General features: G+C 59.3%; 25 protein-coding genes, 1 other RNA gene and 1 riboswitch. Of the genes, 13 read left to right on the top strand and 13 right to left on the bottom strand.

Annotated elements, in window-relative coordinates; all coding sequences use genetic code 11:
• Positions 1-43 precede the first annotated feature (43 nt).
• The 3 genes from pta to pdxR all read right to left on the bottom strand — a co-directional run bounded on the left by pta (position 44) and on the right by pdxR (position 4,427).
• Complete coding sequence (gene pta, locus ACR3EG_RS17270) at positions 44-1,057, bottom strand: phosphate acetyltransferase (RefSeq protein WP_480497760.1); 1,014 nt, start codon at positions 1,055-1,057, stop codon at positions 44-46.
• Between the two features lie 5 nt (positions 1,058-1,062).
• Positions 1,063-2,841: a sulfoacetaldehyde acetyltransferase gene (gene xsc / locus ACR3EG_RS17265; RefSeq protein ID WP_480497762.1), complete on the bottom strand. Its 1,779-nt coding sequence runs from the start codon at positions 2,839-2,841 to the stop codon at positions 1,063-1,065.
• A gap of 125 nt (positions 2,842-2,966) precedes the next feature.
• Positions 2,967-4,427 (bottom strand): MocR-like pyridoxine biosynthesis transcription factor PdxR, encoded by a 1,461-nt coding sequence (gene pdxR / locus ACR3EG_RS17260; RefSeq protein ID WP_480497764.1) that lies wholly within the window; start codon positions 4,425-4,427, stop codon positions 2,967-2,969.
• Positions 4,428-4,543: 116 nt separating this feature from the next.
• Between pdxR and ACR3EG_RS17255 the strand changes: the two genes are divergently transcribed.
• Positions 4,544-4,852: an ArsR/SmtB family transcription factor gene (locus ACR3EG_RS17255; protein ID WP_480497766.1), complete on the top strand. Its 309-nt coding sequence runs from the start codon at positions 4,544-4,546 to the stop codon at positions 4,850-4,852.
• On the top strand, positions 4,845-5,876 hold the full coding sequence (locus tag ACR3EG_RS17250) for a permease (protein ID WP_480497768.1): 1,032 nt from the start codon (positions 4,845-4,847) through the stop codon (positions 5,874-5,876). Before ACR3EG_RS17255 ends, ACR3EG_RS17250 begins: the two co-directional genes overlap by 8 nt.
• A gap of 38 nt (positions 5,877-5,914) precedes the next feature.
• Here the strand turns inward: ACR3EG_RS17250 and ACR3EG_RS17245 are convergent, their stop codons facing one another.
• Together ACR3EG_RS17245 and ACR3EG_RS17240 are read right to left on the bottom strand one after the other, a co-directional pair.
• Positions 5,915-6,307, bottom strand: a complete 393-nt coding sequence (locus ACR3EG_RS17245) for a hypothetical protein (protein WP_480501830.1) — start codon at positions 6,305-6,307, stop codon at positions 5,915-5,917.
• Between the two features lie 53 nt (positions 6,308-6,360).
• A complete protein-coding gene (locus ACR3EG_RS17240; RefSeq protein ID WP_480497772.1) occupies positions 6,361-7,122 on the bottom strand; it encodes a DUF1013 domain-containing protein in 762 nt (253 codons plus the stop codon).
• 130 nt (positions 7,123-7,252) lie between these two features.
• Between ACR3EG_RS17240 and ACR3EG_RS17235 the strand changes: the two genes are divergently transcribed.
• Entirely contained in the window at positions 7,253-7,894 is a 642-nt protein-coding gene (locus tag ACR3EG_RS17235) for a ribonuclease T2 family protein (protein ID WP_480497774.1), read from the top strand.
• Here the strand turns inward: ACR3EG_RS17235 and ACR3EG_RS17230 are convergent.
• Positions 7,891-8,379: a hypothetical protein gene (locus ACR3EG_RS17230; protein WP_480497776.1), complete on the bottom strand. Its 489-nt coding sequence runs from the start codon at positions 8,377-8,379 to the stop codon at positions 7,891-7,893. The two genes, ACR3EG_RS17235 and ACR3EG_RS17230, sit on opposite strands and share 4 nt — an antisense overlap.
• A gap of 212 nt (positions 8,380-8,591) precedes the next feature.
• Between ACR3EG_RS17230 and ACR3EG_RS17225 the strand changes: the two genes are divergently transcribed.
• Positions 8,592-9,437, top strand: a complete 846-nt coding sequence (locus ACR3EG_RS17225; protein ID WP_209196745.1) for an FkbM family methyltransferase — start codon at positions 8,592-8,594, stop codon at positions 9,435-9,437.
• Positions 9,438-9,472: 35 nt separating this feature from the next.
• Here ACR3EG_RS17225 and recR read toward each other — a convergent pair whose 3' ends face one another.
• The 3 genes from recR to ACR3EG_RS17210 all read right to left on the bottom strand — a co-directional run bounded on the left by recR (position 9,473) and on the right by ACR3EG_RS17210 (position 12,442).
• Positions 9,473-10,066, bottom strand: a complete 594-nt coding sequence (gene recR / locus ACR3EG_RS17220) for a recombination mediator RecR (protein WP_480497778.1) — start codon at positions 10,064-10,066, stop codon at positions 9,473-9,475.
• Positions 10,067-10,130: 64 nt separating this feature from the next.
• Positions 10,131-10,475, bottom strand: coding sequence for a YbaB/EbfC family nucleoid-associated protein (locus ACR3EG_RS17215; RefSeq protein WP_170355334.1), 345 nt, complete (start codon positions 10,473-10,475; stop codon positions 10,131-10,133).
• 215 nt (positions 10,476-10,690) lie between these two features.
• Positions 10,691-12,442 carry a DNA polymerase III subunit gamma/tau gene (locus ACR3EG_RS17210; protein ID WP_480498556.1) on the bottom strand — a complete coding sequence of 584 codons (1,752 nt, stop codon included), beginning with the start codon at positions 12,440-12,442 and terminating at the stop codon, positions 10,691-10,693.
• A 133-nt stretch (positions 12,443-12,575) separates the two neighbouring features.
• Between ACR3EG_RS17210 and ACR3EG_RS17205 the strand changes: the two genes are divergently transcribed.
• The gene (locus tag ACR3EG_RS17205) at positions 12,576-13,064 is read left to right on the top strand and encodes a protein-tyrosine phosphatase family protein (RefSeq protein ID WP_480498554.1); all 489 of its coding nucleotides are present in this window, start codon (positions 12,576-12,578) and stop codon (positions 13,062-13,064) included.
• Between the two features lies 1 nt (position 13,065).
• Here ACR3EG_RS17205 and ACR3EG_RS17200 read toward each other — a convergent pair whose 3' ends face one another.
• Entirely contained in the window at positions 13,066-13,473 is a 408-nt protein-coding gene (locus ACR3EG_RS17200) for a hypothetical protein (protein ID WP_480498551.1), read from the bottom strand.
• 82 nt (positions 13,474-13,555) lie between these two features.
• Positions 13,556-13,775, bottom strand: a riboswitch (cobalamin riboswitch).
• A 136-nt stretch (positions 13,776-13,911) separates the two neighbouring features.
• Here ACR3EG_RS17200 and ACR3EG_RS17195 point away from each other — a divergent pair.
• Positions 13,912-14,769 (top strand): alpha/beta hydrolase family protein, encoded by an 858-nt coding sequence (locus ACR3EG_RS17195; protein WP_480498549.1) that lies wholly within the window; start codon positions 13,912-13,914, stop codon positions 14,767-14,769.
• 39 nt (positions 14,770-14,808) lie between these two features.
• Here the strand turns inward: ACR3EG_RS17195 and ffs are convergent.
• Together ffs and ACR3EG_RS17185 are read right to left on the bottom strand one after the other, a co-directional pair.
• Positions 14,809-14,907: signal recognition particle sRNA small type (gene ffs / locus ACR3EG_RS17190), an RNA gene on the bottom strand.
• Positions 14,908-14,946: 39 nt separating this feature from the next.
• Positions 14,947-16,806 carry a bifunctional 2',3'-cyclic-nucleotide 2'-phosphodiesterase/3'-nucleotidase gene (locus ACR3EG_RS17185; protein ID WP_480498547.1) on the bottom strand — a complete coding sequence of 620 codons (1,860 nt, stop codon included), beginning with the start codon at positions 16,804-16,806 and terminating at the stop codon, positions 14,947-14,949.
• A gap of 178 nt (positions 16,807-16,984) precedes the next feature.
• On the opposite strand from ACR3EG_RS17185, the gene nudC reads away from it, so the two are divergent.
• Both nudC and ACR3EG_RS17175 read left to right on the top strand, forming a co-directional pair.
• On the top strand, positions 16,985-17,965 hold the full coding sequence (gene nudC / locus ACR3EG_RS17180; RefSeq protein ID WP_480498545.1) for an NAD(+) diphosphatase: 981 nt from the start codon (positions 16,985-16,987) through the stop codon (positions 17,963-17,965).
• A gap of 39 nt (positions 17,966-18,004) precedes the next feature.
• Positions 18,005-18,469 (top strand): SRPBCC family protein, encoded by a 465-nt coding sequence (locus tag ACR3EG_RS17175; protein WP_170355327.1) that lies wholly within the window; start codon positions 18,005-18,007, stop codon positions 18,467-18,469.
• A 30-nt stretch (positions 18,470-18,499) separates the two neighbouring features.
• Here ACR3EG_RS17175 and ACR3EG_RS17170 read toward each other — a convergent pair whose 3' ends face one another.
• A complete protein-coding gene (locus ACR3EG_RS17170; protein WP_170355326.1) occupies positions 18,500-19,333 on the bottom strand; it encodes a prephenate dehydratase in 834 nt (277 codons plus the stop codon).
• Positions 19,334-19,451: 118 nt separating this feature from the next.
• Between ACR3EG_RS17170 and ACR3EG_RS17165 the strand changes: the two genes are divergently transcribed.
• From ACR3EG_RS17165 to ACR3EG_RS17145, 5 genes are all read left to right on the top strand, one after another.
• A complete protein-coding gene (locus ACR3EG_RS17165) occupies positions 19,452-19,961 on the top strand; it encodes a c-type cytochrome (protein WP_480498558.1) in 510 nt (169 codons plus the stop codon).
• 173 nt (positions 19,962-20,134) lie between these two features.
• On the top strand, positions 20,135-22,039 hold the full coding sequence (locus ACR3EG_RS17160; RefSeq protein ID WP_480498543.1) for an extracellular solute-binding protein: 1,905 nt from the start codon (positions 20,135-20,137) through the stop codon (positions 22,037-22,039).
• A 1-nt stretch (position 22,040) separates the two neighbouring features.
• A complete protein-coding gene (locus tag ACR3EG_RS17155) occupies positions 22,041-23,135 on the top strand; it encodes a microcin C ABC transporter permease YejB (RefSeq protein WP_170754462.1) in 1,095 nt (364 codons plus the stop codon).
• Positions 23,136-24,242, top strand: coding sequence for an ABC transporter permease (locus ACR3EG_RS17150; RefSeq protein ID WP_480498541.1), 1,107 nt, complete (start codon positions 23,136-23,138; stop codon positions 24,240-24,242). It begins immediately after the preceding gene.
• A complete protein-coding gene (locus ACR3EG_RS17145; protein WP_480498539.1) occupies positions 24,239-25,816 on the top strand; it encodes an ABC transporter ATP-binding protein in 1,578 nt (525 codons plus the stop codon). The genes ACR3EG_RS17150 and ACR3EG_RS17145 overlap by 4 nt, the downstream gene beginning before the upstream one ends.
• The last annotated feature ends 14 nt before the right edge of the window (positions 25,817-25,830 follow it).

Below are 25,830 nucleotides of genomic sequence, written 5' to 3'. Positions count from 1 at the left end.
GAAAAATCGGAATAATTTTTTCGTTTTCACGCCTTGGGATAACTTATGTCCCGGCATCATTGTGTTGCGCCTGAACGGCGGTGACGGCGATCATGTGCAGGATGTCTTCGGACGAACAGCCGCGCGACAGGTCGTTTGCGGGTTTTGCCAGCCCTTGCAGTACTGGGCCGATGGCCTCGACCCCGCCGATGCGCTGAGCGATTTTATAGCCCAGATTGCCAGCATTCAGGCTGGGGAAGACAAAGACATTTGCCTCACCCTTGAGTGGCGAATCTGTGGCCTTGGTGGCGGCGACTTCGGGAACGAAGGCGGCGTCGAATTGCAGCTCTCCGTCGATCAGCAGGGTTGGGTCCTTGGCGCGTGCGATCTGTGTGGCCTCGACGACTTTGGACACTTTGGGGTGGTCTGCGCTGCCCGAGGTGGAGAAGGACAGCATCGCTACGCGCGCTGTGTCGCCGGTCAGGGTGGTGTAGGACTCAGCCGAGGCGCGGGCAATTTCCGCCATCTCTTGCGCGTCAGGGTCCACGACCAATCCGCAATCGGCGAAGATGCGGGCGCCTTTGACCTCGTGATGGTCCTGACAGAACAGCATCAGGAAGAAGCTGGACACCATCGCCGCCTCGGGCGCGGTGCCGATGATCTGCAACGCGGCACGCACAGTGTCCGACGTAGTCTCGACCGCGCCACCGACTGTGCCGTCGGCGATGTCCTGTTGCACCAGCATGGCGGCATAGATCAGCCGGTTGGTGACCTGCTGGCGCGCCTCATCCAACGTCAGGCCTTTATGCTTGCGCCGCTCATGCAGGGCCTGCGCAAGGCCGGGCGTCAGGTCAGAGGTGGCCGGGTCGTGAATGTCGATCCATTCCGGGTCATATCCCTCGTGTGCGCCAAGAAGGGCCGACACCTCGGCCCTGTCTCCGATCAGGATGATCCGCGCGACATTCTCTTTCACGGCCTTGACGGCCCCTTCGACAACGCGGGGATCGTCGCCCTCGGACAGGGCGATGATCTTGTCCGACGCGCTTGCCGTCCCGAGAATGGCGCGCAGAGGCTTCACGCCGATTACGCCCCGGCCTGCGGGGTCATGTCATCGGCGGTGACGCCTGCAACGGCCACTGGTTTCTTCATCGCGTCGCGGCGGAAGGGCTCACCCAGTTCTTGGTTGATCATGGCTTCGATCAGGGTGGTGATGCCGTTCTTCTGGTCCTCGATCGCTTGGTTCAGGGCGGCTGTCAGCTCGTCCATGGTACGCGCCACCACGCCTTTCAGGCCGCACGCCTGCGCGATACCGGCGTAAGAGACCTTGGTGTCCAGCTCGGTGCCCACAAAGTTATCGTCGAACCACAGGGTCGAGTTCCGTTTTTCGGCCCCCCACTGATAGTTGCGGAAGACGATCTGCGTAATCGCGGGCCATTCTTCGCGTCCGATGGCTGTCAGTTCGTTGACCGCGATGCCAAAGGCACCGTCACCGGCAAAGCCCACAACCGGCACATCCGGGCAGCCGATCTTGGCGCCCATGATCGAGGGCAGGCCATAGCCGCATGGGCCGAACAGGCCGGGGGCCAGATATTTACGGCCATCCTCGAAGGACGGATAGGCGTTGCCGATGGCGCAGTTGTTGCCGATATCGGACGAGATGATCGCCTCTTTCGGCAGGGCGGACTGGATCGCGCGCCACGCCATGCGGGGGCTCATCCAGTCGGGCTTGGCCGCGCGAGCGCGCTGGTTCCATGTGGTGCCTGGGTCATCATCCTCGTGGTCCATGCTGGACAGCTGCTGCGCCCAGGCGGATTTCTTTTGTGCAATTTTGGCCTTGCGCTCATCGCGACCGGCGTCTCCGGCCGTGTCGCTGAGATTTGCCAGAATGCCATTGGCCACCTTGGCCGCATCGCCGATGATGCCAACCGAGACCTTTTTGGTCAGGCCGATCCGATCCGGGTTGATGTCGACCTGAATGATCTTGGCATCCGCAGGCCAGTATTCCATGCCGTAGCCGGGCAGTGTCGAGAACGGGTTCAGACGGGTGCCAAGGCACAGCACCACATCGGCCTCGCTGATCAGCTCCATCCCCGCTTTTGAGCCGTTATAGCCCAGCGGACCAGCAAACAGAGGGTGCGAGCCGGGGAAGGCGTCATTGTGCTGGTAGCCGACGCAGACCGGCGCATCCAGACGCTCGGCCAGTGCCTTGGACGCCTCGATCCCGCCGTCGGCCAAAACTACGCCCGCGCCATTCAGGATCACCGGGTTCTTTGCGTTCGACAGCAATTCCGCCGCCTGCGCCACGGCGCTTTCGCCGCCCGAGGGACGCTCGAATTCCACAATCGCGGGCAGGTCTACCTCGATGACCTGGGTCCACATGTCTCGCGGGATGTTCAGCTGCGCGGGGGCGCTGGCGCGTTTGGCCTGCATGATCACGCGGTTCAGAACCTCGCACACGCGGGTCGGATCGCGGACCTCTTCCTGATAGGCGACCATGTCTTCGAACAGTTTCATCTGCTCGACTTCCTGGAAACCACCCTGACCGATGGTCTTGTTCGCGGCCTGCGGCGTGACCAGCAGCAGCGGAGTGTGGTTCCAGTAGGCGGTTTTGACAGCGGTGACAAAGTTGGTGATGCCGGGGCCGTTTTGCGCGATCATCATCGACATTTTGCCGGTGGCGCGGGTATAGCCATCGGCCATCATGCCGGCGCTACCTTCGTGGGCACAATCCCAGAACATGATCCCTGCCTTGGGAAACAGGTCCGAGATCGGCATCATGGCTGAGCCGATAATCCCGAACGCATGTTCGATCCCGTGCATTTGCAGAACCTTAACAAAGGCCTCTTCTGTGGTCATTTTCATCTGAATGATCTCCGCGCATGTGTGGAATGGCCGGATCTTTTGCCCTGCCTTTAGATACGGTTTTGACGGATGGCGCGGGGCGGCGTTAGGGCCAGAAAGCGCAGCGGAATAGGTCCAGTATTGCGCTAACAGTCGCGGATTGCTTCGGCGATGCGTTTTATACCCGGATTGATGCGATCTGGCGCGATCGAGGAATATCCCAGACGGTAGAAATTCTGCGGCCGATCGGGGCCGGAAAAGAAGGGCGCGCCGGGTTCGATATGAACGCTCTGGCCCTGTAGTTCCTGTGCTAGACGGGCCGTGTCCACGTGATCCGGTGCCGACATCCAGATGGATGAGCCGCCCAGCACGCCGCGCCCGGCCACCGTCAGGCCGTGCTGTTCAACAGCCTGATCCAGCGCCGCGCGGCGTTGGGCCAGCGCTTTGGACATCCGCCGGATCTGCGCGTCATAGTGGCCGAGCGACAGGAAATAGGCCGCCGTGCGCTGGATATGCCCCGGCGGGTGGCGCAGAACCAGCGAGCGCAAGGCGCGGGCCTCGCGGATGAACGGCGCGGACCCGACCATGTAGCCAAGGCGCAGGCCGGGGAACAGCGATTTAGAGAAACTGCCCACATAGATCACCCGTCCATCCCGGTCCATCGATTTGAGCGCGGGCGAGGGCGCACCCAGAAAGGCCATTTCGAACTCGTAGTCATCCTCAACCACCATCGCGTCCAGCTCGCGGGCGCGGGCCAGCAGGGTGGTGCGCCGGTCCACGGGCATGGTCGCGGTGGTCGGGCTTTGGTGGCTGGGGGTGGTAAAGATCACATCGGTCTGATCGGGCAGCGCCTCGGGTGGCAAACCATCGCGATCCACCGCGACCGGGGCCACTTTGCAATCGGAATGGTTCAGCAGGTCGCGCAGGGCGTAATAACAAGGGTCTTCGATCACTGCCGTCCGGTTGCGGTTTAATAAGATGCGCGAGGCCAGCCACAGCGCATTCTGCGCGCCGAGAGTGATCAGAATCTCTTCGGGCCGGGCGGCGATGCCACGGCGGGGCAGGGTATGGCGGGCGATGAATTCGACCAGCAGCGGGTCGTCCTGATCCACATAATCCCCGGTCAGGGAATCGAAATCCTTGTGCCCCAGCGCCCGCACAGCGCACAGCCGCCAGTTGGCGTGATCGAACAGCGAACGGTCGGCCTGACCGTAGATGAACGGATAGCGGTAGTCGCGCCAGTCAGCGGGCTTGGTCAGGGTGTCCCCGTCCGAGAATCGGCGGGCCAGTGCCGTGGTCCAGTCAACCGTCTCGTCGCCGCGCGGGGTGGGCGTGTATTTCGGGGGCACTGGCGCGTTTTCCGACACGTAATACCCCGACCGGCCCTTGGCGGTCAGATAGTCATTGGCCAGCAGTTCCGTATAGGCCAGTGTCACCGTGATCCGGCTGACGCCCAGATGGGCCGCCAGTTTGCGAGATGAGGGCAGCTTCTCGCCCACATGAAAACGGCCCGACAGGATGCCTTCGGCAATCATTTGCTGGATCTGCGCCTGCAACGTGCCCTGACCGTTGAGTTCCAGAAAGAAGGTGTCGACTGAGATGCCCATTCAAGTCTTATAGGGTGGACTTATGCGGTGAGCAATCTGGACTTACGCGTTTTGTCGTTGACGGGCGTGCGGCATTAACCTAAATAACTAGAAATCTAGTTTAATGGAGTTTCGATATGTGGGAAACTGCAGCAGCAGGATTTTCGGCTATGGGGTCCGAGGCCCGGTTGAAGGTTCTCAAAACGCTGGTCCGCGCCGGTGAGGCCGGTCTGACGGTTGGAGAGATTCAGGAACGCACCGGAATTGCGCCGTCTACTCTTGCCCATCACCTGCGCTTTCTGGCCGCCGGAGGGGTCGTGCAGCAGGAAAAGATCGGCCGCAGCACCATCAACCGCGCCAGCTATCACGAGCTGCGCGCATTGGCGCAGTTCATTCTGTCCGAGTGCTGCGCCGACGAAGTCGGAAAGGCTGCAAACGATGGCTGAGTTAACGCAAAACCCGAAGGTCCAAGCCAAAGCTGCGCTGGAGTTGATCAAAACGCCTTGGGCGGTCATCGTGGCTATTCTGATCGCTGTTACCGTTCTGGACCCCGGTAACTGGGGTGAGGTGGTAATCTTCGCAGGTAAGGCGCTGGCGCATACCGGGCAGTATATTCTGTTCGCAGTTCTGCTCCTATCCTACCTCAAGGCCACCGGTGCCGAGGTCATGGTCGCCCGCGCCTTTGAGGGACGCGAGACACGGATGATTTTCCTCGCCGCTTTGTTCGGTGGCCTTGCCCCGTTCTGTTCCTGCGAGGTGATCCCCTTCATCGCCGGTCTGCTGGCGCTGGGCGCGCCTTTGTCGGCGGTGATGGCGTTTTGGTTGAGCTCACCGCTGATCGACCCGCCGACCCTGCTGATCACGGCGGGTGCGCTGGGTTGGCCGTTTGCCATAGGCAAGGCCGTCGCCGCCGTTGCTTTGGGCCTGTTCGGAGGCTTTGTGGTGCGCGCGCTGATGCGTGGCGGAGCGTTCGCCGAGCCTCTGCGCGTTTACAAACCCGCCGGGTGCTGCGGCTGTGGTCCGAAACAGGACGACAAGCCGGTCTGGAAATTCTGGCAGGAACCGGAACGCCGCACGCGGTTCCGGGCTGAGTTTGTCCAGAACGGGATGTTCCTGCTGAAATGGCTGGCTTTGGCCTATGTGCTTGAGGCGCTTCTGGTCAGCTATGTGCCTGCCGACCTGATCGCGCGTGTGGTTGGGGGTGAAGGCGTCGTGCCGATTGTCATCGCGGCGCTGGTCGGAATGCCTGCCTATCTGAACTCTTACGTCGCACCGCCGTTGCTGGCGGGTCTGACCGAGCAGGGCATGAGCGCAGGCGCTGCCATGTCGTTCATGATCGCAGGCGCGGTTAGCTCGATCCCGGCGATGGCTGCTGTATGGTCGCTGGTCAAGCCACGGGTCTTTGCGACCTATCTTGGATTGGGGATTACTGGCGCGATCATCTCAGGGATCGTCTTCCAGATGATCTAAAGGAAAAACCGCCCGGAGATGCCTCCGGGCGGTTTTGCTTATTGGTTAGCCTCGCAGAGGCTCGGCATTTTGAAGCGGTACCTTGCTTCCCCGCTATTGACGTAAACGCGTTTTTCGACGCAGGCCGTATCGCCGACGGTGCGCGCCACGTGTTCCTTGGATTCGTCGATCGAGATGGTGGACCCGTCGGGCAGACGAACCGACGCGATAACGCCGTGTTTCAAGTCCCCGTTCATTGGGGTCGCCGTCAGAACCGCAACCGTCAGGTACGAATCGTGTTCATGCGCGCCATCATCGTTGAGTACCAGCAGCGCTGCCGCGATCGAGATTGTGCCGACGATCGCCACCATTAGCAGGCCCCATGTTTTCAGAAACGCATAGATCGACACCGCACGGTGCGGGCCGAAGACAGAAGACAAGACATTCAGCATAGGTATCTCGGGCAAAAAAGCCCCGGCCGTTTCGGGCCGGGGCTGATTGGGTATCAGAAGCGCGGATCTTCGTCTTCTTCCTCGTCGCCGCCACCTTTGGGCAGGTTGAAGAAGCTGTCGGCGTCGATGATCGGCTCATCGTCTTTTTCCTCGACCGGATCATCGGACAGCGAAAAGGTTTCGAGCCCCTCGATGGCCGTCGGGATTTTCGGTGCGGCGTCCATTTCCAGCGACTGCTCGGTCGAAACCAGCTTGCGGCGTTCATCATCGCTCATGACGCCACCCTCAGCCGCTTTCTTCGCGGCGGCTTTCTGGACAATCGCATCCAGCTCAGACTGTTTGCACAGGCCCAGCGCAACCGGGTCGATTGGTTGCATATTGGTGATGTTCCAGTGCGTGCGCTCGCGGATCGACTGGATGGTGGGCTTGGTGGTGCCGACCAGTTTGGCGATCTGACCGTCGCTGAGTTCGGGGTGGAACTTCACCAGCCAAAGAATCGAGTTCGGACGGTCCTGACGCTTGGACAACGGGGTATAGCGCGGGCCACGGCGCTTTTCCTCACCCGCGGCTGCGGCGTTGAACTTGAGTTTCAGCTTGTGCAGCGGGTTGTTCTGCGCCGAGTCGATCTCATCCTGGGTGAGCTGGTTGTTGGCGATGGGGTCAAAGCCTTTGACACCGGCGGCCACGTCGCCATCGGCGATGCCCTGCACCTCAAGCTCGTGCATTCCTACGAAATCCGCGATCTGCTTGAAGCTGATCGTGGTGTTGTCCACCAGCCAAACGGCGGTTGCTTTGGCCATAAGCGGTTTTGCCATCAGCCCGTCTCCTGTAAATACATCTGTCCCGTCGCCGGAATTCGGCGGCCCCGTGATCTTGGGGCAGGTTTCCGTTGTCGGGGAACTTCGGGCCTATATAGTCGCGCTAATGCAAGAAGGGAAGAGGCGAATGCGTCACGGGATTCTAGCGCTGGTCATGTGGGCGTTCAGCGGGTTGGTCGCACTGGCCGACGGCGAGAAAGCGGGTGTGTTCGACTATTACGTCCTGTCGCTGAGCTGGTCGCCTAACTGGTGTGCACGCGAAGGCGATGCGCGCGGCTCTGATCAATGCGATGCGCGGCATGATCATGGCTGGATCCTGCATGGGCTTTGGCCGCAATACCATCAGGGCTGGCCGTCTTATTGCCCGAACTCCAACGCCCCGCCGTCGCGCACGATGACGCGCGAGATGGCGGATATTCAGGGGTCATCAGGTCTGGCCTGGCATCAGTGGAAGAAACACGGCACCTGTTCGGGGCTGAGCGCGCCGGACTACTACGCCTTGTCCCGGCGCGCGTATGAGGGCGTCACCCGCCCGTCTGTGTTCCGCAAGCTGGACGGGTCGGTCAAACTGCCTGCGTCGGTGGTCGAAGAGGCGTTTCTCAAGGCCAACCCCGCGCTGAAGCGCGACATGATCACCGTCACCTGCAAACAGGGCTATATCGAAGAGGTCCGGCTTTGCCTGTCGCGCGACCTGAAACCGGTGCCATGCGGCCGAGATGTGATCCGCGACTGCACGGCCAAGGATGCTCTGTTCGATCCGATTCGTTAAAGCTCGCGGTTCTGGCACTCCCGCGCATAGTCCAGCGCTTTGGCGGTGCCTTTCAGATCAATGGCCATCACGGTTTCACCTTGCGGGTTGTAGATGGTCAAGGTCTTGTTCTGTGCAATCGCATCAACGAATTTGGGGTCAGTGAAAAACACCGTTGCACCGGGCACATCGCGTTCGTTGAATCCGATTGCGGTGGCGTCAAAGCTTTTGCCATCCAGTTCAAAACGGATCGGATAGCTCTCGCCCTGTTCGATCTCGCCCCAGGCCTTGTTGTAGACGGCGAAATAACCGCGTTTGTCCAACGCGTCATATCCGATACGCACGACCGAGAGATCCTGATAAATCGTCTGGATCAGGCACCCATTCCCAAGCGCAGGGTCCATCATGATGTTCCAACCCTCGACGAAACCCTTGTCGATGAGGTCTTGTGCAAACGCTGTTGTTGTTGTGACTGCCGTTAACAAAAGAGCAAGAAGACGAGGCATTGGTTAAGCTCCTGAAATATGTCGAATAACGGTCGCTCGCATTCGGAATCGAGTTGATACCAAAGCCCGGTGCATCTAAAGCGCCAAATGTGCCGAACGTTTATATCAAATCTTGAGAAGCAGGCGCAATTGTTCCATTTTGTGCGCGATCGGGTAATGCCGGTGGTGGCCGTTGTTCGAGATTAGATGTTTTCACTATTCAGGATCACATGATGAACCGTCAACAGATACGTTTTCTTCGACGTACCTGCACCTCGGTGCAAATGCGGCTGTCCGAGGAAAGCCCCCTTCGTGGAACGTTTGAGCGGGGGGACGAGATCTCGCTTCTAACCGATGGCTCGATCTTTCCTCATGTCGCGCAGCAGCACGAGTGGAATTTCAACGAAACACGCTTTATTGGTCAGGTTTGCGATGCAGCCTCTTACCATCTTATTGATGTCGGGGCGAATGTTGGGCTCTATACGCGGCAGGTGCTGCTCAATTACCAGAACGTGCATTCCGCTTCCTGTTTTGAACCCAGCCCGGACAATGTCGAGCATCTTGAGCGAAATATCGGCGGGATGCCAACTGCGACCGTCCATAACTTCGGTCTGGGAACGACAGATGGTGAGTTGACCTTTTTTACTGACGATGTGAACGGAGGGAATTTTTCGTTCAATGAGAATGCAGTAGCGGGCAGAAACCATCACGTGATCAAAGCCCCGATCCGCAAGATATCGGAGCAGTTGCTTGACGATTGCATGGGGGATGAGGCCCGAAAGCGACGGTTGATTTGGAAATCTGATACCCAAGGTTTGGATGAGGTGCTGATGAGCGAACTTCCACTCGGATTCTGGCAGCGCGTTGATTTGGCGGTGTTCGAAGGGTGGCGGATACCAAAGCCTGAATTCGACGCCCAGGCCTTTGCCGCGGTCCTGAAGGCGTTTGACTTTGTTTATATCATGGGTAGCAGGAACAAAAGACTGCAGCGGACAGACGCGGAACAATGCATGCATTATCTATCCGGTACAGACCGCAGATGGGCCGATGTTTTCCTGTCGAGGCGCGAGCTGTCCTGAGCGCTTAACCTGCTATTTAGGTCTGGTATGGGGCGCTAGATCTCCTTGCGCGCCCGCAGCGCTGCCGTGATCGTTCCGTCATCCAGATAATCCAATTCGCCACCAATCGGCACACCCTGAGCGAGCGAGGTCAGGCGCACCTGACCCTCTAGCTGGTCGGCGATGTAATGGGCTGTGGTCTGGCCATCAACGGTGGCGTTCAGGGCGAGGATGACTTCGTTGATCCCTTCTGCAGTGACTCGATCTTTGAGGCGCGGGATGCGCAGTTCGTCCGGTCCGACGCCGTCCAGTGCCGAGAGTGTCCCGCCCAGCACGTGATAGCGGCCTTTGAACACGCCTGCGCGTTCCATTGCCCAGAGGTCGGCCACGTCCTCGACCACGCACAGCTCTCCGGTGGCGCGGGCCTCGGCGTCGCAGATGTCACAGATGTCTGTGGTGCCCACATTGCCGCAGTTCAGGCACTCGCGGGCGGAGATGGCGACCTGCTGCATGGCGTCCGACAGGGGTGTCAGCAACAGCGCGCGTTTGCGGATCAGGTGCAGCACCGCGCGACGGGCCGAGCGGGGGCCGAGCCCCGGCAGTTTCGCCATCAGGTCGATCAGATTGTCGATATCGCTGTTCGAACTCAACGCGCGCGCCCCTGCACAGGGGCCGGGCTGGGATGCCCGGCCTTTGGATCGTCAGGCGTGTCTATCAGAACGGCAGCTTGATGTCTGCGGGCAAACCCATGCTTTCGGTCAGCTTGGCCATCTCGGCCTGCGCGCGTTCGGCGGCTTTGGTCTGCGCGTCTTTGATAGCGGCGAGGATCAGGTCTTCGACGACCTCTTTGTCGTCGCCGTTGAAGATCGAGGGGTCGATGTCCAGACCTTTGAGTTCGCCCTTGGCGGTGGCGGTGGCTTTGACCAGACCAGCACCGGATTCGCCGACAACCATCAGATTGTTCAGTTCTTCCTGCATGTCGGTCATCTTGGTCTGCAGATCCTGCGCGGATTTCATCATCTTGGCCATATCGCCCAGACCGCCGAGTCCTTTAAGCATTACGTTTTCTCCTGCTAATCGGTTTGTCGCCTAGATACGGACAGCGCCCGTGCGGCACAAGGGGGCAGTGCCCTCCCGCCCGTCGTCGCGGTCTTTTGCAAGACCTCTCCTCCCGTTGGGCCCGGCAGAGCGCGGGCAACGCCCGCGCTCTGCCGGGCCCAAGTCCGCTCAGGGGTATCGGCGTCAGCCGATGGCCCGTGGCGGGCGCGGGAGGGTTAGTCCTCTTCGAACGGGTCCCATTCGTCTTCGACCTCAGGCAGGGCTTCGGTTTCGACCTTGGCGGCGCGTTCCTCGGGCGTTTCGATGCGTTTGATCCGGGCTTTGGGGAACTGTGCCAGAACCGCTTGCACCAGCGGGTGCTGTTCGGCCTCGGCCTTTAGCGCCAGATCGGCGGCATCGCGGATTTCGGCGATGGTTGCCGCCTCGCCGTTGGCGACGATCGTCACCGCCCAGCGGTTGCCAGTCCAGCGTTGCAGTGCGGTGCCCATGCGGGCGGCCAGATCGGTTGGAGCTGAGTGTGTTGGCGTGAACTCGATCCGACCGGGTTGGTAAGACACCATCCGGACGCCGTTTTCGACCTCGACCAGCAGTTTCACATCCCGGTTGGTGCGGATCAGTTCGACTACATGTTCGAAGGTCGGGTAACGGGCCAGTGCCGTCTGTACATCCTGCGCCAGTGCGGCTGTCGGCGCGCCTGCTCCGCCTCGGACTGGTGGGGCATAGGCAGAGGCCACCGGGGCCTGCGCGGCGTGTGTTGGCGCGGGCATTCCACCGCTGGGTCCGGCGTTGGGCGGTGGGGGAGGCGCATCCTGTAGCCGTTTGATCAACTCTTCGGGGCTGGGCAGGTCGGCAACATGGGTCAGGCGGATCACGGCCATCTCGGCGGCCATCATGGCGTTAGGCGCGGCTGAGACCTCTTCCAGCGCCTTCAGCAACATCTGCCACATGCGGGTCAGAACGCGCATCGGCAGGGCCTCGGCCATTTGCTGACCTCGGGCGCGTTCGTCAGGGGAAACGGTCGGGTCTTCGGCGGCATCCGGGGTGATTTTAACCACCGAGACCCAATGGGTGATCTCGGCCAGATCGCGCAGCACGGCCAGCGGGTCGGCCCCTTCGGCATATTGCGCGCCAAGTTCGGTCAGCGCTCCGGCAGCGTCGCCGCGCAGGATCATGTCCATCAGGTCCAGCACCCGGCCCCGGTCGGCCAGACCCAGCATGGCGCGCACCTGATCGGCGCTGGTTTCGCCGGCGCCGTGTGAAATCGCCTGATCCAGCAGAGAGGTCGCATCCCGCGCCGAACCTTCGGCCGCGCGGGTGATCAGCGCGATCGCGTCTTCGGCGATCTGAGCGCCCTCGGCATCGGCGATCTTGCGCAGCAGGCCGATCATGTCCTCGGGCTCGATCCGGCGCAGGTCAAAGCGCTGACAGCGGGACAGGACCGTTACGGGTACTTTGCGAATCTCGGTGGTGGCAAAGATAAACTTCACATGCTCGGGCGGTTCCTCAAGCGTCTTGAGCAGCGCGTTGAAGGCGCTGGTCGAGAGCATGTGAACTTCGTCGATGATGTAGATCTTGTAGCGGGCCGAGGCCGCGCGGTAGCGGACGCTGTCGATGATCTCGCGAATATCGTTCACACCGGTCCGGCTGGCGGCGTCCATCTCCATCACGTCGACATGGCGACCTTCCATGATCGCCACACAATGTTCGCACTGGCCGCAGGGTTCGGTCGTGGGTTTGCCCTCGCCATCAGGGCCGATGCAGTTCATGCCCTTGGCGATGATCCGGGCCGTGGTGGTTTTGCCGGTGCCGCGAATGCCGGTCATGATAAAGGCCTGCGCTATCCGATCCGCCTCGAACGCGTTTTTCAACGTGCGCACCATAGCGTCCTGACCGACCAGATCGGCAAAGGTTTCCGGGCGGTATTTACGGGCAAGAACCTGATAGGCGGGGCTGGGCGTGTCGGTCATATCTGCTCTGTCGGATTCGGGTTCCGATGCAGCGTAGAGACCCCCGCCGCCCGCGTCCACCGCCGCCTTGGGGGAAATTCGGTTTGCAGGTCAGTTTGCACGGCATAGAAGCTATGTGAAAAGGAGGGCGGGGATGGAGCCATTTGCAATTCACGCGGTCGCGGTCGGGGCTGGTTATGTCGCGCTGGCGCCGCTGCCGGGGCGCGCGGGGGAATATGCGCGGGATTTGGATGTTATCCGCCGCTGGCGGCCCGATCTTGTGATCTCAATGACCACAAGCTCCGAGATGGCGAAGGCCGGGGCGGGAACACTGGGGGATGACCTGCGGGCCGAGGGCATAAGCTGGACGCACCTGCCGATTGTGGATTTTGGCGCGCCGTCGCCGGACACCGAGGCCGCGTGGCCCCGGATCAGCCAGTCTGCCGCGCATATTCTAGCGCGTGGAGGGCGGGTGCTGGTGCATTGCCGGGGCGGGTGCGGGCGGTCGGGGATGATCGCCCTGCGGCTGATGGTAGAACAAGGTATGGCACCCGACGCGGCGTTGCGTCGCTTGCGCTTCGTGCGGCCCTGTGCGGTTGAAACCGATGGGCAGATGCGCTGGGCCAGCCGCGCGCCGGGCTGAGCTACAGCGCCAGATGCTGCTGGGGCTGTGCTGGTTGCGCCGGGGCCAGCTCTGACACTTCAAGCATGGCACAGGGCGGCGCAGGCAACAGGCCGGTCGGACGGGCCGCAGCATCGGGGCCGAACAGCATATCCGCATAACCGTCCAACGCGTCCAGCGAGGCGTCCGTGCTGGTGCCGCAGAAGATGCGAATTTGATCTTTCTGGGCGCGGAATCGGGCGATGCAGCCCTGTGGGCAATGGCCCAGCTCTCCGCTGCCGTCCAACGCGAACTCGTCCGACGTGGCTGGTACTGCGGTTTCCATCGCTTGCACAACAGCTCGTGCCATCTGCGCCAGAGCCGGGCAGGTCTTGCCGGTTTTCTGACATAGGGTTGCACTGAATTGGTGCGTTTTTGTCTTCCAGATCATAATGCGCCCTCCGCGCGGGGAACGGGGCATGGATCAGGTGTGACAGCGCGCTGACAATCCCGCCCGGACACCCCGCCCGAGTTACAGTTTTGCTTTGATGGCAGGTCTCCTGACTTGCGGGTCATCGCGTTGCCGACCTTCCCAGCCTTGCGGGCCAGTGGTATTTAGGCATTGCTTACCGCTTACAGTTGCGGGGGCAGTCGCGGCATTGGATCGTTCCGGCATGACCGGGCAGAACCGCACCGTGTTCCCTTTTCATCCTGTCCCGACACGGGACAAGAACCATCACGCCATCGCTAGCGGCTGAGCGGGCTTTGAGTCAAGCGGGCGCGCGCGCAAAGTGGACGTTTGGTCATCTTGATGCGCCCTTGACTCAGCCCGGCCAAAGAAGTGGGGATAAGGGGTGAACCGAACAGTTCAGATCAGGTGAGCAACGCTATGCTGGATGATACACCCCCCGTCCTGACCGAGGATTTTCGGTTTTCTGCCGGTTCGGCAATGCTGTCGGCGCGCCTGTACCGGCCCGTGACTGATCCCAAAGTCGCCGTGGTTATACATGGTGCGACCGGTGTCCCGAGGGATTACTATCAGCATTTCGCACATTGGCTGGCAGCGGATCAGAGGATCGCCTGCCTGACCTACGACTATCGCGACTTTGGCCACTCACTAACCGGACCACTGCAGGAATCGCGGGTAAAGATGGCGGATTGGGCGCTGACCGACATGCCTGCCGCCAGAGCGGAAATGCGCCAGCGTTACCCACACGCAGAACACTGGAGCATAGGGCACTCGGTCGGAGGGATGTTGGGGCCAATACAACCTGATATCGACCATATAGATCGCATGATCTGTGTGTGTTCGGGGCTGGTGACAATCAGTGATCACCCTTGGCCTTATCGCGCGCTGGCGTCCTTGTTCTGGTATGGACATGTTCCGCTGGCGGTAAAAACAGTTGGATACCTGCCAGGAAAAGCAGTGGGATTTGGGGCCGACCTGCCTGCATCGGTTTATTGGCAGTGGCGCAAGTGGTGCACGGCACCCCAAAATTATCTGCCTGAAATCGGAAAAACGCTGCCAGCTGCAACCTGGGCAGACAAAGGCAAACCGGTCGATCTGTTCACTTTCGAGGACGACCAGATGGTTCCGCCCGAAGCCGTTTGGCGGTTGGCAGATCTGTACGGCTCCAGCGCTCGGCGTCATATGCTGTCACCGCAGGAATTCGGACTGAAGGACATTGGCCATATCGGCGCGTTCGCGCGTCGCAACGCGTCCCTATGGCCGCGCTTGATTGCATAAGTGCTGGGCGTCTAAACCGGTCAAAACTGCGGAGGAATGAAGTGAGAGGTTGGACATCGACCCAAGCGGGGCTCGTTGTGGCTGCTTCCTTCCGGACCTGACCAGGTTGGCGAGGCGCTCGCCCGCGCCAACCTCTCACCGGTGGATATAGGCATTTGGTTCATGCTTGGCAACCCGTCAGAGGGAGAGCTGAATGTTCAGGAAACCTTTCGCATCCGGACCGATGACTTTGGCGCGATAGCGTGCCAGTTCTTCCAGATGTTGGTCCGCGGCCGCTCCGGTTTTCACAAGCGCATGGGCACCGGGTATAGGTGACAACCGAAAAGGCTGGGGCGCCTCTTCCAACGGGTCCATCGGTAAGACGCCCGACAGGTAATCCCGTACAATATGTTGAATCGGAAGGACTGGCAGAGGAATTCGGGTCGCGTTTTCGGCAAACGGGAAGTTCCCGCCTCCGTTGGCACGGTAGTTGTTCAACGCGACAACAAAGCGCTGATTTGCGTCGATAGGGCGGCCATTGAACCGCAATTCGCGAACCCGATGGCTGTCGGGGTGAAGTATTGCGCCACCTGCGTCGAACCGCGCCGGATAGGCAAGGTCGAGCGCGTAAGTCAGCCCGTGTAGCACGTCAAAATTATGCCCGGCACGATTCGCATCCACAAGGTCGGATTGTTTACCCGGGCGCATCTGATTCAGCACGCCAGCGGACATTTCCAGCCAGTCCTTGATTTCAGTGCCCGAGACAATGACGGCCTGCATCTCATTCGGAAATACGTTCAGGTCGGCAACATGGCGCGTACATATCTGCCCGGGTGGGATATCGGTGAAAAACCGAGGCCCTGCACGACCGCCGAATTTCGACGGCGCAACTGCCGACAAGACGGGTAGCCCTGCATAGGCAGTTCCCTGCATATGCTGCCGCAATGCTGCAGCTTGCGCGGCAGCCACAAGCGCCAGACCGCGATCCCAGGCGCAAAAGCTGAAATAGCTGTGCAGATGATGCGACGTGTGTCCAACGGGCGTGTTGCACCGCGCGCGAGTTTCGCGGTGCGCCTTGGCAAAAATTCGCGACAGTTCGGGGTCTTCCGGAACCTCAGTGCCAACAAAGTCGGGTGCGATTGCCTTCAGGTGTGAACGGTGCGTTTCTACATGCCATTTTCCGTCGTCACCGAGTGTCATCGTCAGGTCAATCACACCAAGATGCGACCCTGCACTGCCCGGCATGACAACCGGCTTGCCGTGCACTTGACCTTTGGCACCGTCCACGAACGCAAACCCTTCATGCGACTCGCCTGGCAAAGTCAGATGTGAATGTCCCGCTATGATCGCATCAATCGGTTCGATGGCCGCAAGGGGAATCACGGCGTTTTCCAGATTAGGCTCCGGTTGGGCGGTGCCAATCCCGGAATGCGCCAGCGCGATCACAAGATCGCAGCCAGCGGCCTTCAGCTCTTGCGACACGTGTCGTGCCGTGGACAGGACATCGTCGATGCGGACCTTTTGCTCTAGACGGTGCGCCTCCCAGTTCGCTGTTTGCGGCGGCAGGGCCGAAAAAACGCCGATTTTGATCGGATATTCGCGGCCTCCGGCTTTCATGGTTCGGCTTAGCACTGCCTGCCTGCTCCAAGCACCGGGGCGGTCCAACCGGTGCGCGTTGCTGCATAAGACAGGGCAGGGGGATTGGCGCAAGATACGGTCCAGAACCTGCAAACCGAAGCCGAAATCATGGTTTCCCAATCCGATGGCATCGTAATCCAGCGCTTCGAAAGCCTCCACCAGAGGATGACGGGTCTGGGTTTGTGTTACGGCCCATTCCCCAATAGGCGTTCCCTGCAGTGAATCTCCGTTATCCAGCAAGATGGTCAGGGCATCTTTGGCCTCGGTTCGAGCTTGGCGGATCAGTGTGGCTGTGCGGGTAAACCCAATCATGGGTTCCGGCGCATCCCGATAATAGTCAAACCCGGTCACATTCATATGTAGATCCGAGGTTCCCAAAATCCTGATCGTTGCGCTTAGAGAGGAAGGGGGATGTTGCAATACTCTACTTTTAGACGTTTTTGGTTAACCTATTTCAACAAAAAGAGTATTTGACGCAAGTTTCAAGGCAGAGTTTGAGTTGATCACATTATCTCCTCAATTTCCCGCGAGGCAGAAATGTCGTTGCAACGATCCGGCGCTCGTGGCAGCCCTGTTCCGACAACCTGAAGGGATTGTAATGAAATACGCGGAAACCGTGACGTTTGGCGGGTCGGGACTGGATCGCGCAGCGCATCTGCGCATCGATCCCGAGGGGCTTGCGCAAGTCGCAAACGACCCGGAAGCAAAGTGCCTTTTGTTGTGGCGCGGTAAGGTGCTGGTCGAGGGCGAAGCTCTGGATCGGCTGGGGTTGCTGCCGCTGACGCACGATCTGTTGCGCAATGGACCGGGTGGTATTGTTGAGGATCCGGTCTTTTTAGGTATTTCGGATCACGTTCCGCTGTTCGCTTTGGACATCTCGGGGTGGGACGCCGAGGGGCTGGACCTGTCCGAGGTCGGGGCATTCTTCGACCGTTCCGAGCAACAGCACCCCGCGTTGCCCATCGGGCATGTTTTTGTCGAATTGCGCCGGATCATGACCCGTCTGAACCCTCGGGATGCGGAGCTGGCGGCAACAGCCAAGGCGGTGATCGGCTGGCACGAGACGCACCGTTTCTGCGCCCGTTGCGGTGCCGCCAGTGATTTGGCGCAGGCGGGATGGCAGCGCAGCTGTCCGTCTTGCGGGGGTCAGCACTTCCCGCGCACGGACCCGGTTGTGATCATGTTGATCACGCATGGAGATTCGGTGTTGATGGGGCGGTCTCCGGGTTGGCCGGACGGGATGTATTCCCTGCTTGCGGGCTTTGTCGAACCCGGTGAAACGCTCGAGGCCGCCGTGCGCCGCGAAGTGATGGAAGAGGCCGGAGTACCTGTCGGCGCAGTCACCTATCTGTCCAGCCAGCCCTGGCCCTTTCCCGCGTCGTTGATGTTTGGGTGTGCAGGTCTGGCGCTGTCACGCGATATTACAATCGACCCGGTTGAAATCGAAGATGCCATCTGGGTCAGCAAGTCGGAAATGATGCAGGCCTTTGCGGGTGAACATCCGACATTGATGCCTGCGCGGAAGGGTGCCATCGCGCATTTTCTTTTGCAGCACTGGCTGGCGGATACGCTGGATTGACAGAATATTGGGGAATCAAAGGTAAGAGCCTCGGACACCATGCAATTCACAGCACATGAAGATATCGACGCACCCATCAACGCAGTGTTTGAAATGGTCGCTGATTTTGAACGTTTCGAGCGTATGGCAATGCGTCGCGGGATCGAAGTCAGACGCCTTTCGGGTCACATGGGTGTTGTGCCGGGCACCACATGGCAGGCGGATTTCAAGCTTCGGGGCAAGCCGCGTCGCGTCTCTATCGAGATGGCCGAATGTGATCCGCCAGCACGGATGCAGTTCAACGCGGCAGGAAAGGGCGTAAGTGGTACGACGACGGTTGACTTCCTGGCCTTATCGCAACGCCGAACCCGGTTGAGTGTGGACCTGAGTCTGGCTGCAAAATCATTGCCTGCACGCCTGTTCCTGCAGTCTATCAGACTGGGAAAGTCACGCTTCAAACGACGTTTCCAATCACGGCTCAGCGAGTTCTCGAGAGAGATAGAAGAACGATATCATCACGGCTGAAACACCGACAACAAACGTTCATCTGCCTGACTAACCGCGCGGTTGCGCTGCCGGGTAAACGCCCAGAACTTCGACATTGGTGGTAAAGTGCTGCAACTCGTCCATCGCCAGTTGCACGTTGCGGTCATCTGGATGGCCAACGATATCAGCGTAGAACTGGGTCGCCGTAAAGGATCCGTCGACCATATAGCTTTCCAGTTTGGTCATGTTGATACCGTTGGTCGCAAATCCGCCCATCGCCTTGTAAAGCGCCGCCGGAATATTCCGGACCTGAAAGACAAAGCTGGTGATCATCCCGTTTTCGCCGCGCCGAGCGTCGTCCGCTTCGCGTGACATCACCAGAAAACGAGTGGTGTTGTCGTCGTTATCCTCGATATGGCGTGCCAGAACGTCCAGGCCGTAGATCTCTCCGGCCAATTCGCTGGCCAACGCCGCCGAGTGAACCTCGCCCTGTTCGGACACTTCACGCGCGGCGCGGGCATTGTCTGGGCTGACGCGGCCACGGATGCCGTGTTTTTTCAGGAAGCCCGCACATTGTGGCAGCAAGACCAGATGGGAATGCGCCTCGGTAACATCCTCCAGCGTCGCACCCGGAACGGCCAACAAGTTGATATGCACCCGAACGAATGCCTCGTCGATAATATGCAGCCCGCTATGGGGCAGTAAGCGGTGAATATCGGCCACTCGGCCGTAGGTCGTATTCTCAACCGGCAACATCGCAAGTTCGGCTTCACCTGACCGAACCGATTCGATCACATCCTCGAAGGTACGGCAGGGCAGGGCCTCCATATCGGGGCGCGCGTTGCGGCAAGCCTCGTGGCTATAGGCGCCGGGTTCCCCCTGAAATGCGATACGTTTGGTCATTTGGTCGATTCCGTGCAACAAGTTCCAAGATTGGGCGTTTAGTCGCGGTGTCTATACCTTGCCTCTTGTCAGGGGAAGCCTTAGACACCCCCAAGACAGCTAAATGGACTCGCGATCAATGTTCGACACGATGACAGTTACCAAGGCCGCCGCAGGCCTGTTTGGCACCTTCCTGGTGCTGCTTCTGGCCAAATGGGCCGCCGAAGGCCTGTACCATGCCGATGGTCATGGCGAGACGGCCTCTTACATCATTGAAACCGAAAGCTCTGGTGAAAGCGCCAACGCCGAAGAAGTGGTGTTCGAAGACCTGCTGGCCGCCGCCGATCCGGAAAAAGGCGCTCGCGTTTTCCGCAAATGCACCGCTTGCCACAAACTGGAAGACGGAGCCAACGGAACCGGACCCTACCTTTACGCCGTTGTTGACCGCCCTGTTGCATCGGCCAAGGGTTTCACCGGCTATTCGGCTTCGATGCAAGCGCATGGTGGCAACTGGACTCCTGAGGCACTGGATGCGTTCCTGACCCGCCCAAGTGCGTATATCTCGGGCACTTCGATGAGCTTTGCTGGTTTGAAAAAACCGCAAGAGCGTGCCGACCTGATTGCCTATCTGCAGACAATCGGCAACTGATCCAGTCCTTGGATATTCCAAAAATTGAAAGCCGCTGCTTTGTGCAGCGGCTTTTTTTGTCTAAACAGAACTTCACAAAGCGCTCACGCATTCTAAACTTGAATCTGTCAGCGCTGGCCTTTTAGCTTTCGCGTACGAAAATAAAGACGACAACGATCCAGAGGATGAGCCACATGACACCCCTCCTGCCTGCACTGCGCGTTTCGAATATGCGACCTTGGGCGGCAGCATTGGGAATAGCGCTTGTTATGGGGGCAAGCAGCGCCGTCAGGGCCGCAGAAGAAAATGTGACGCGCAGCCATGGGTACTCTTATTTTGGTAATCTGGACTACCCGGCGGATTATCCGCATCTGGGTTATGTGAATCCCGAAGCCCCAAAGGGTGGCGAGCTGTCGCTGGCTGGATCAGGCACGTTCGACTCTCTGAACCCGTATTCGCGCAAAGGGCGTGCCGGTGCATTGACGACCCTGCAGTACGACTCGTTGATCGACAGCACCTCGGATAGTGTGGGTCAATACTATGGCCTGCTTGCGGAAAGCATGGAGTATGACGAAGGCCGCAACTATGTGATCTTTCACATCCGGCCCGAAGCGACATTCTGGGACGGATCGCCAGTAACTGCCGAAGATGTGGTCTATAGCCACCGACTGCTTATCGAACAGGGTCTTCCATCTTATGCGCAGGCCGTTGGCCGGATGGTGACCGGTGCCGAAGCATTGGATGATCATACGGTCAAGTTTACGTTCAGTCCCGAAGTGACACGGCGTGGGTTGATCGAAACGGTTGGCTCGACACCGGTGTTTTCGAAAGCGTGGTTCGAGGCCGATGAGAGCCGCCGACTGGACGAACCGCGGCTTGAAGTGGCTGTTGGGTCGGGGCCGTACAAGCTGGATAGCTATGACATTAACCGTCGCATCGTTTACAAGCGGCGCGACGATTATTGGGGGCAGGATTTGCCGATCAATGTCGGGCGCAACAACTACGACACCATTCGGGTCGAGTATTTCGCCGACCAGACCGCCGCGTTCGAAGGGTTCAAGGCCGGCGAATACACAATGCGCATCGAAAGCGACCCCAAGCTTTGGGCTTCGGGGTATGACTTTCCAAAGCTGACCCAAGGGTCGGTCGTTCGTGATGAGATTACGGATGGCAGCCCGCCGACGCCATCGGGTTTCGTGTTCAATCTGGGAAAGCCGCAGTTCGAGGATAAGAATGTCCGCAAAGCCATAGCGCTGGCCTTCAATTTCGAATGGGCCAATGAATCGCTGATGTTCGGTCTCAATTCACCGCGCAGCTCGTTTGTGCAAGGTACTCATCTTGAAGCGACGGGCGCACCAGAAGGGGCTGAGCTTTCCTTCCTCGAGGCGCTGGGCGACGTTGTGCCTGCCGAAGTCCTGAGCGAACCTGCCTTGGTTACTCATGAATCCAATTCGGCGCGCCTGAATGATCGTCGAAATCTGCGCAAGGCTTCGAAGTTGCTGGACGAGGCCGGTTGGCCGGTTGGTGACGGCAATCTGCGGCGCAACGCAGAAGGGCAGACGCTGAAGGTGAACATCCCTTACGCCTCAAGCATTCCCACATCGACGGCTACGATGATCGAGACTTTCGTTCAAAACCTGCAGGCGATTGGCGTGGATGCCTCGGCCGAGAAGGTTGATCCATCACAGTTCACACTGCGCCGTCGTGAGCGCGACTACGACATGGTTTATTCGAACCGGTATGGATCGTTTTTGTCGACGGGCGGCGGTCTTAGCCAGATGTACGGTTCGGAAGAAGCCGCCTTTAGCCTGTTCAACCCTGCGGGTTTGGCCAGTCCTTTGGTTGACGCGGTCATCGAATCCTCCTTCGATACGACAAATCAGGAAGAACAAGACGCAGCACTTATGGCATTGGACCGTGTCCTGAGGTATGAGTTCTTTATCATCCCTGACGGTTATGTCGCGGACTACTGGACGGCTTACTACGACATGTACGAATACCCTGAAAACCTGCCGCCTTTCACGCTCGGTTATCTGGATCTTTGGTGGGTAAACCCTGAAAAAGAGGCTGACCTGAAGGCAAAAGGCGCACTGCGTTAACATGGGCGCCTATATTCTAAGACGCCTGTTGCTGGTTATTCCGACCCTTCTAGGCATCATGATTGTCAACTTCACGCTGGTTCAGTTCGTACCCGGTGGACCGATCGAACAGATCATTGCTCAAATCGAAGGGCAGGGTGACGTCTTTGCCGGTTTTGCAGGCAGCGGTGACGCCGGAGCGGCCGCTGAACCCGCCGGAGGGGCCTTTGACGACAAATACGTCGGCGCCCGTGGTCTTCCGCCTGAATTCATCGCCGAGCTTGAGAAAGAGTTTGGGTTCGACAAACCGCCGGTCGAGCGGTTTTTGTCTATGATGGGCAACTACCTGACACTGGATTTTGGCGAGAGCTATTTCCGGTCGATCAGTGTGATCGATCTGGTGTTGGAAAAGATGCCTGTGTCGATCTCGCTGGGTCTTTGGTCGACCCTGATTGCCTATCTGGTCTCGATCCCGCTGGGCATTCGCAAGGCCGTCAAGGACGGATCGCGGTTTGATACCGTGACCAGCGGGGCGATCATTGTTGCCTATGCCATACCCGGTTTCCTGTTCGCGATCCTGTTGCTGGTGTTGTTCGCCGGTGGTTCCTACTGGCAGATATTCCCGCTGCGGGGGCTGACCTCGGACAATTGGGACAGCCTTAGCCTGTTCGGCAAGATTACGGACTATTTCTGGCACATCGCTTTGCCGATCATAGCGCTTACGATTTCGGCTTTTGCGACGCTGACGCTGCTGACCAAGAACTCGTTTCTGGACGAGATCAAAAAGCAATACGTCATGACTGCCCGCGCCAAGGGACTGAGCGAGCGGAAGGTGCTGTATGGCCATGTGTTCCGCAACGCGATGCTGATCGTAATCGCCGGCTTTCCAGCCGTGTTCATCGGTGTGTTCTTTGGTGGCTCGATCATTATCGAGACGATCTTTTCACTGGATGGTCTGGGTAGACTTGGCTTTGAGGCCGCCGTGGCGCGCGACTATCCGGTGATCTTTGGCACCTTGTTTATCTTTGGCCTGATGGGTCTGGTTGTGGGCATCATCAGTGACCTGATGTATGTGCTGGTCGACCCGCGCATCGACTTTGAAAAGCGCGAGGGGTAAATGGCTCTTTCTCCGCTCAATCAGCGCCGCTGGCGCAACTTCCGCCGCAATGGCCGGGCCTTCTGGTCACTGATCATCTTTTCGATCCTGTTCGGCCTGTCGCTGTTCGCCGAGTTCATCGCCAATGACAAACCGATCCTTTTGAAGTATCGGGGCGAATTCTACACGCCGGTCTTCAATTTCTACGCCGAAACGGAGTTCGGAGGAGATTTCCAGACCGAGGCGATCTATCGCGACCCCGAGGTCATGTGCCTGATCGACAGCGGCGGGATTGAAGACTGTTTCGACGACCCCGAAGGTATCATCGAACAGATCGAGGCTGGCACCTATGAAGCTGACGGGTTCGAACGCGGCTGGGCAATCTGGCCGTTGATCCCCTATTCCTTCAACACCAGCGTGGATCGCCCAGGTGCCGCGCCGCTTCCGCCCAATGGGCAGAACCTGCTGGGTACCGATGATACCAAGCGCGATGTGCTGGCGCGGGTGATATATGGTTTCCGTCTGTCCATTCTGTTCACGCTGATGGTAACTGGCGCTGCCAGCATTGTCGGTATCTTTGCGGGGGCCATTCAGGGCTTCTTTGGCGGTTGGCTGGACCTGATATTTCAGCGTGTGATTGAGATCTGGTCAGCGACGCCCTCGCTTTATGTCATCATCATCATGTTTGCGGTGTTGGGGCGAAGTTTCTGGCTGCTGGTGATCCTGATGATCCTGTTCAGTTGGACGGGCTTGGTCGGTGTCGTCAGGGCTGAATTCCTGCGGGCGCGAAACCTTGAATACGTGCGCGCCGCACGGGCGCTGGGCGTGGGCAACATGACGATCATGTTCCGCCACATGCTGCCGAATGCCATGGTGGCGACGCTGACCTTCATGCCGTTCATCGTGACGGGTACAATTGGCGGTTTGGCCTCGCTGGATTTCCTTGGCTTCGGCCTGCCGTCCTCGTCCCCATCACTGGGCGAGCTGACCTTGCAGGCGAAACAGAACCTGCAGGCCCCGTGGTTGGCCTTTACCGCGTTTTTCACCTTTGCCATCATGCTGTCGCTTCTGGTCTTCATCTTCGAAGGCGTCCGCGATGCGTTTGATCCCAGAAAGACCTTCTCATGAGCCTTTTGGATGTGAACAACCTGAAGGTCTCGTTCAAGCAGGATGGTCAGGTCTCGGCGGCTGTCAAAGGCGTGTCCTTTACCGTTGATCGTGGGGAAACCGTGGCTTTGGTGGGCGAATCCGGGTCGGGCAAATCGGTGACGGCGCTGTCCACGGTGTCGCTGCTGGGCGACAGTGCGATCGTTGAAGGTTCGGTCAAGTATGACGGCGATGAAATGATCGGAGCGTCAGAAGACAAGTTGATGGATGTGCGTGGAAACGACATCAGCTTTATCTTCCAGGAACCGATGACCTCGCTGAACCCGCTGCATACGATTCAGAAACAGATGGCGGAATCGCTGGCGCTGCATCAGGGCGTTACTGGGGATGCTGCAAGAGACCGGATTGTGGAACTGCTGACCAAGGTGGGCATCCGTGATCCGCGTGACCGGCTGGACAGCTATCCGCATCAGTTGTCAGGCGGGCAGCGGCAACGGGTGATGATCGCCATGGCGCTGGCCAACAAGCCCGATATTCTGATCGCGGATGAACCCACAACGGCGCTGGATGTGACCATTCAGGCGCAAATCCTTGAACTGCTGGCCGAGCTGCAAAAGTCGGAAAACATGGGGATGCTGTTCATCACCCATGACCTTGGCATCGTGCGCCGCATCGCTGACCGGGTCTGCGTGATGAAAGACGGTGAGATTGTCGAGACCGGCGTCACGACCGAGATTTTTGACAACCCCCAACACCCCTATACGCGCAAACTGCTGGGGGCCGAGCCTTCGGGCCAGCCTGATCCGGTGGCGTCGGATGCCGAAGAGGTTGCGCGGACAGATCACCTCAAGATCTGGTTCCCGATCCAGCGCGGATTTCTGAAACGCACCGTTGGGCATGTGAAGGCGGTTAATGACGCCACGCTCAGCGTGCGCGCGGGTGAGACGCTGGGCATCGTCGGCGAAAGCGGCTCGGGTAAGACGACGCTGGCGCTGGCGATCATGCGGCTGATTGCGTCCGAGGGCAGGATCACCTTCCGTGATCAGGACGTACGCCGCTGGTCCACGCGCGAGCTGCGACGGCTGCGCAAGGATATGCAGATCGTGTTCCAGGATCCGTTCGGAAGCCTCAGCCCTCGAATGACTTGTATGCAGATCATTGCCGAGGGGTTGGCGATCCACAAGGTTGACCCGCACCGTGCGCCGCGTGATCTGGTAGCCGAAGTGATGACCGAAGTGGGCCTCGACCCTGCCGCGATGGACCGGTATCCGCACGAGTTTTCAGGCGGGCAACGTCAACGGATCGCCATCGCGCGGGCCATGGTGCTGCGGCCCAAGCTGTTGGTGCTGGACGAACCCACCAGCGCGCTGGACATGACGGTGCAGGTGCAAATCGTTGATCTGTTGCGCGATCTGCAGCGGAAATACGGGCTGGCCTATCTGTTCATCAGCCACGACCTCAAGGTCGTACGCGCCATGTCCCACAACGTGATCGTCATGCGCAACGGCGATGTGGTCGAGATGGGCACAGCCGAAGATCTGTTCGAGAACGCCCAGACCGACTATACCCGCGAGCTGATTGCGGCGGCGGGCTGATTTCAGCCCGCCTT

It is taken from the genome of Ruegeria sp. AM7, from assembly GCF_056535965.1.
The sequence above is the reverse complement of the archived record's forward strand: the minus strand, read 5'-3'. Positions and strand labels throughout refer to the sequence as shown.

Coding starts and splice junctions, on each gene's coding strand:
- xsc (WP_480497762.1), bottom strand. CDS start 2,841: ATGAAAATGACCACAGAAGAGGCCTTTGTTAAGGTTCTGCAAATGCAC.
- pdxR (WP_480497764.1), bottom strand. CDS start 4,427: ATGGGCATCTCAGTCGACACCTTCTTTCTGGAACTCAACGGTCAGGGC.
- ACR3EG_RS17255 (WP_480497766.1), top strand. CDS start 4,544: ATGTGGGAAACTGCAGCAGCAGGATTTTCGGCTATGGGGTCCGAGGCC.
- ACR3EG_RS17250 (WP_480497768.1), top strand. CDS start 4,845: ATGGCTGAGTTAACGCAAAACCCGAAGGTCCAAGCCAAAGCTGCGCTG.
- ACR3EG_RS17245 (WP_480501830.1), bottom strand. CDS start 6,307: ATGCTGAATGTCTTGTCTTCTGTCTTCGGCCCGCACCGTGCGGTGTCG.
- ACR3EG_RS17240 (WP_480497772.1), bottom strand. CDS start 7,122: ATGGCAAAACCGCTTATGGCCAAAGCAACCGCCGTTTGGCTGGTGGAC.
- ACR3EG_RS17235 (WP_480497774.1), top strand. CDS start 7,253: ATGCGTCACGGGATTCTAGCGCTGGTCATGTGGGCGTTCAGCGGGTTG.
- ACR3EG_RS17230 (WP_480497776.1), bottom strand. CDS start 8,379: ATGCCTCGTCTTCTTGCTCTTTTGTTAACGGCAGTCACAACAACAACA.
- ACR3EG_RS17225 (WP_209196745.1), top strand. CDS start 8,592: ATGAACCGTCAACAGATACGTTTTCTTCGACGTACCTGCACCTCGGTG.
- ACR3EG_RS17215 (WP_170355334.1), bottom strand. CDS start 10,475: ATGCTTAAAGGACTCGGCGGTCTGGGCGATATGGCCAAGATGATGAAA.
- ACR3EG_RS17210 (WP_480498556.1), bottom strand. CDS start 12,442: ATGACCGACACGCCCAGCCCCGCCTATCAGGTTCTTGCCCGTAAATAC.
- ACR3EG_RS17205 (WP_480498554.1), top strand. CDS start 12,576: ATGGAGCCATTTGCAATTCACGCGGTCGCGGTCGGGGCTGGTTATGTC.
- ACR3EG_RS17200 (WP_480498551.1), bottom strand. CDS start 13,473: ATGATCTGGAAGACAAAAACGCACCAATTCAGTGCAACCCTATGTCAG.
- ACR3EG_RS17195 (WP_480498549.1), top strand. CDS start 13,912: ATGCTGGATGATACACCCCCCGTCCTGACCGAGGATTTTCGGTTTTCT.
- nudC (WP_480498545.1), top strand. CDS start 16,985: ATGAAATACGCGGAAACCGTGACGTTTGGCGGGTCGGGACTGGATCGC.
- ACR3EG_RS17175 (WP_170355327.1), top strand. CDS start 18,005: ATGCAATTCACAGCACATGAAGATATCGACGCACCCATCAACGCAGTG.
- ACR3EG_RS17170 (WP_170355326.1), bottom strand. CDS start 19,333: ATGACCAAACGTATCGCATTTCAGGGGGAACCCGGCGCCTATAGCCAC.
- ACR3EG_RS17165 (WP_480498558.1), top strand. CDS start 19,452: ATGTTCGACACGATGACAGTTACCAAGGCCGCCGCAGGCCTGTTTGGC.
- ACR3EG_RS17160 (WP_480498543.1), top strand. CDS start 20,135: ATGACACCCCTCCTGCCTGCACTGCGCGTTTCGAATATGCGACCTTGG.
- ACR3EG_RS17155 (WP_170754462.1), top strand. CDS start 22,041: ATGGGCGCCTATATTCTAAGACGCCTGTTGCTGGTTATTCCGACCCTT.
- ACR3EG_RS17150 (WP_480498541.1), top strand. CDS start 23,136: ATGGCTCTTTCTCCGCTCAATCAGCGCCGCTGGCGCAACTTCCGCCGC.
- ACR3EG_RS17145 (WP_480498539.1), top strand. CDS start 24,239: ATGAGCCTTTTGGATGTGAACAACCTGAAGGTCTCGTTCAAGCAGGAT.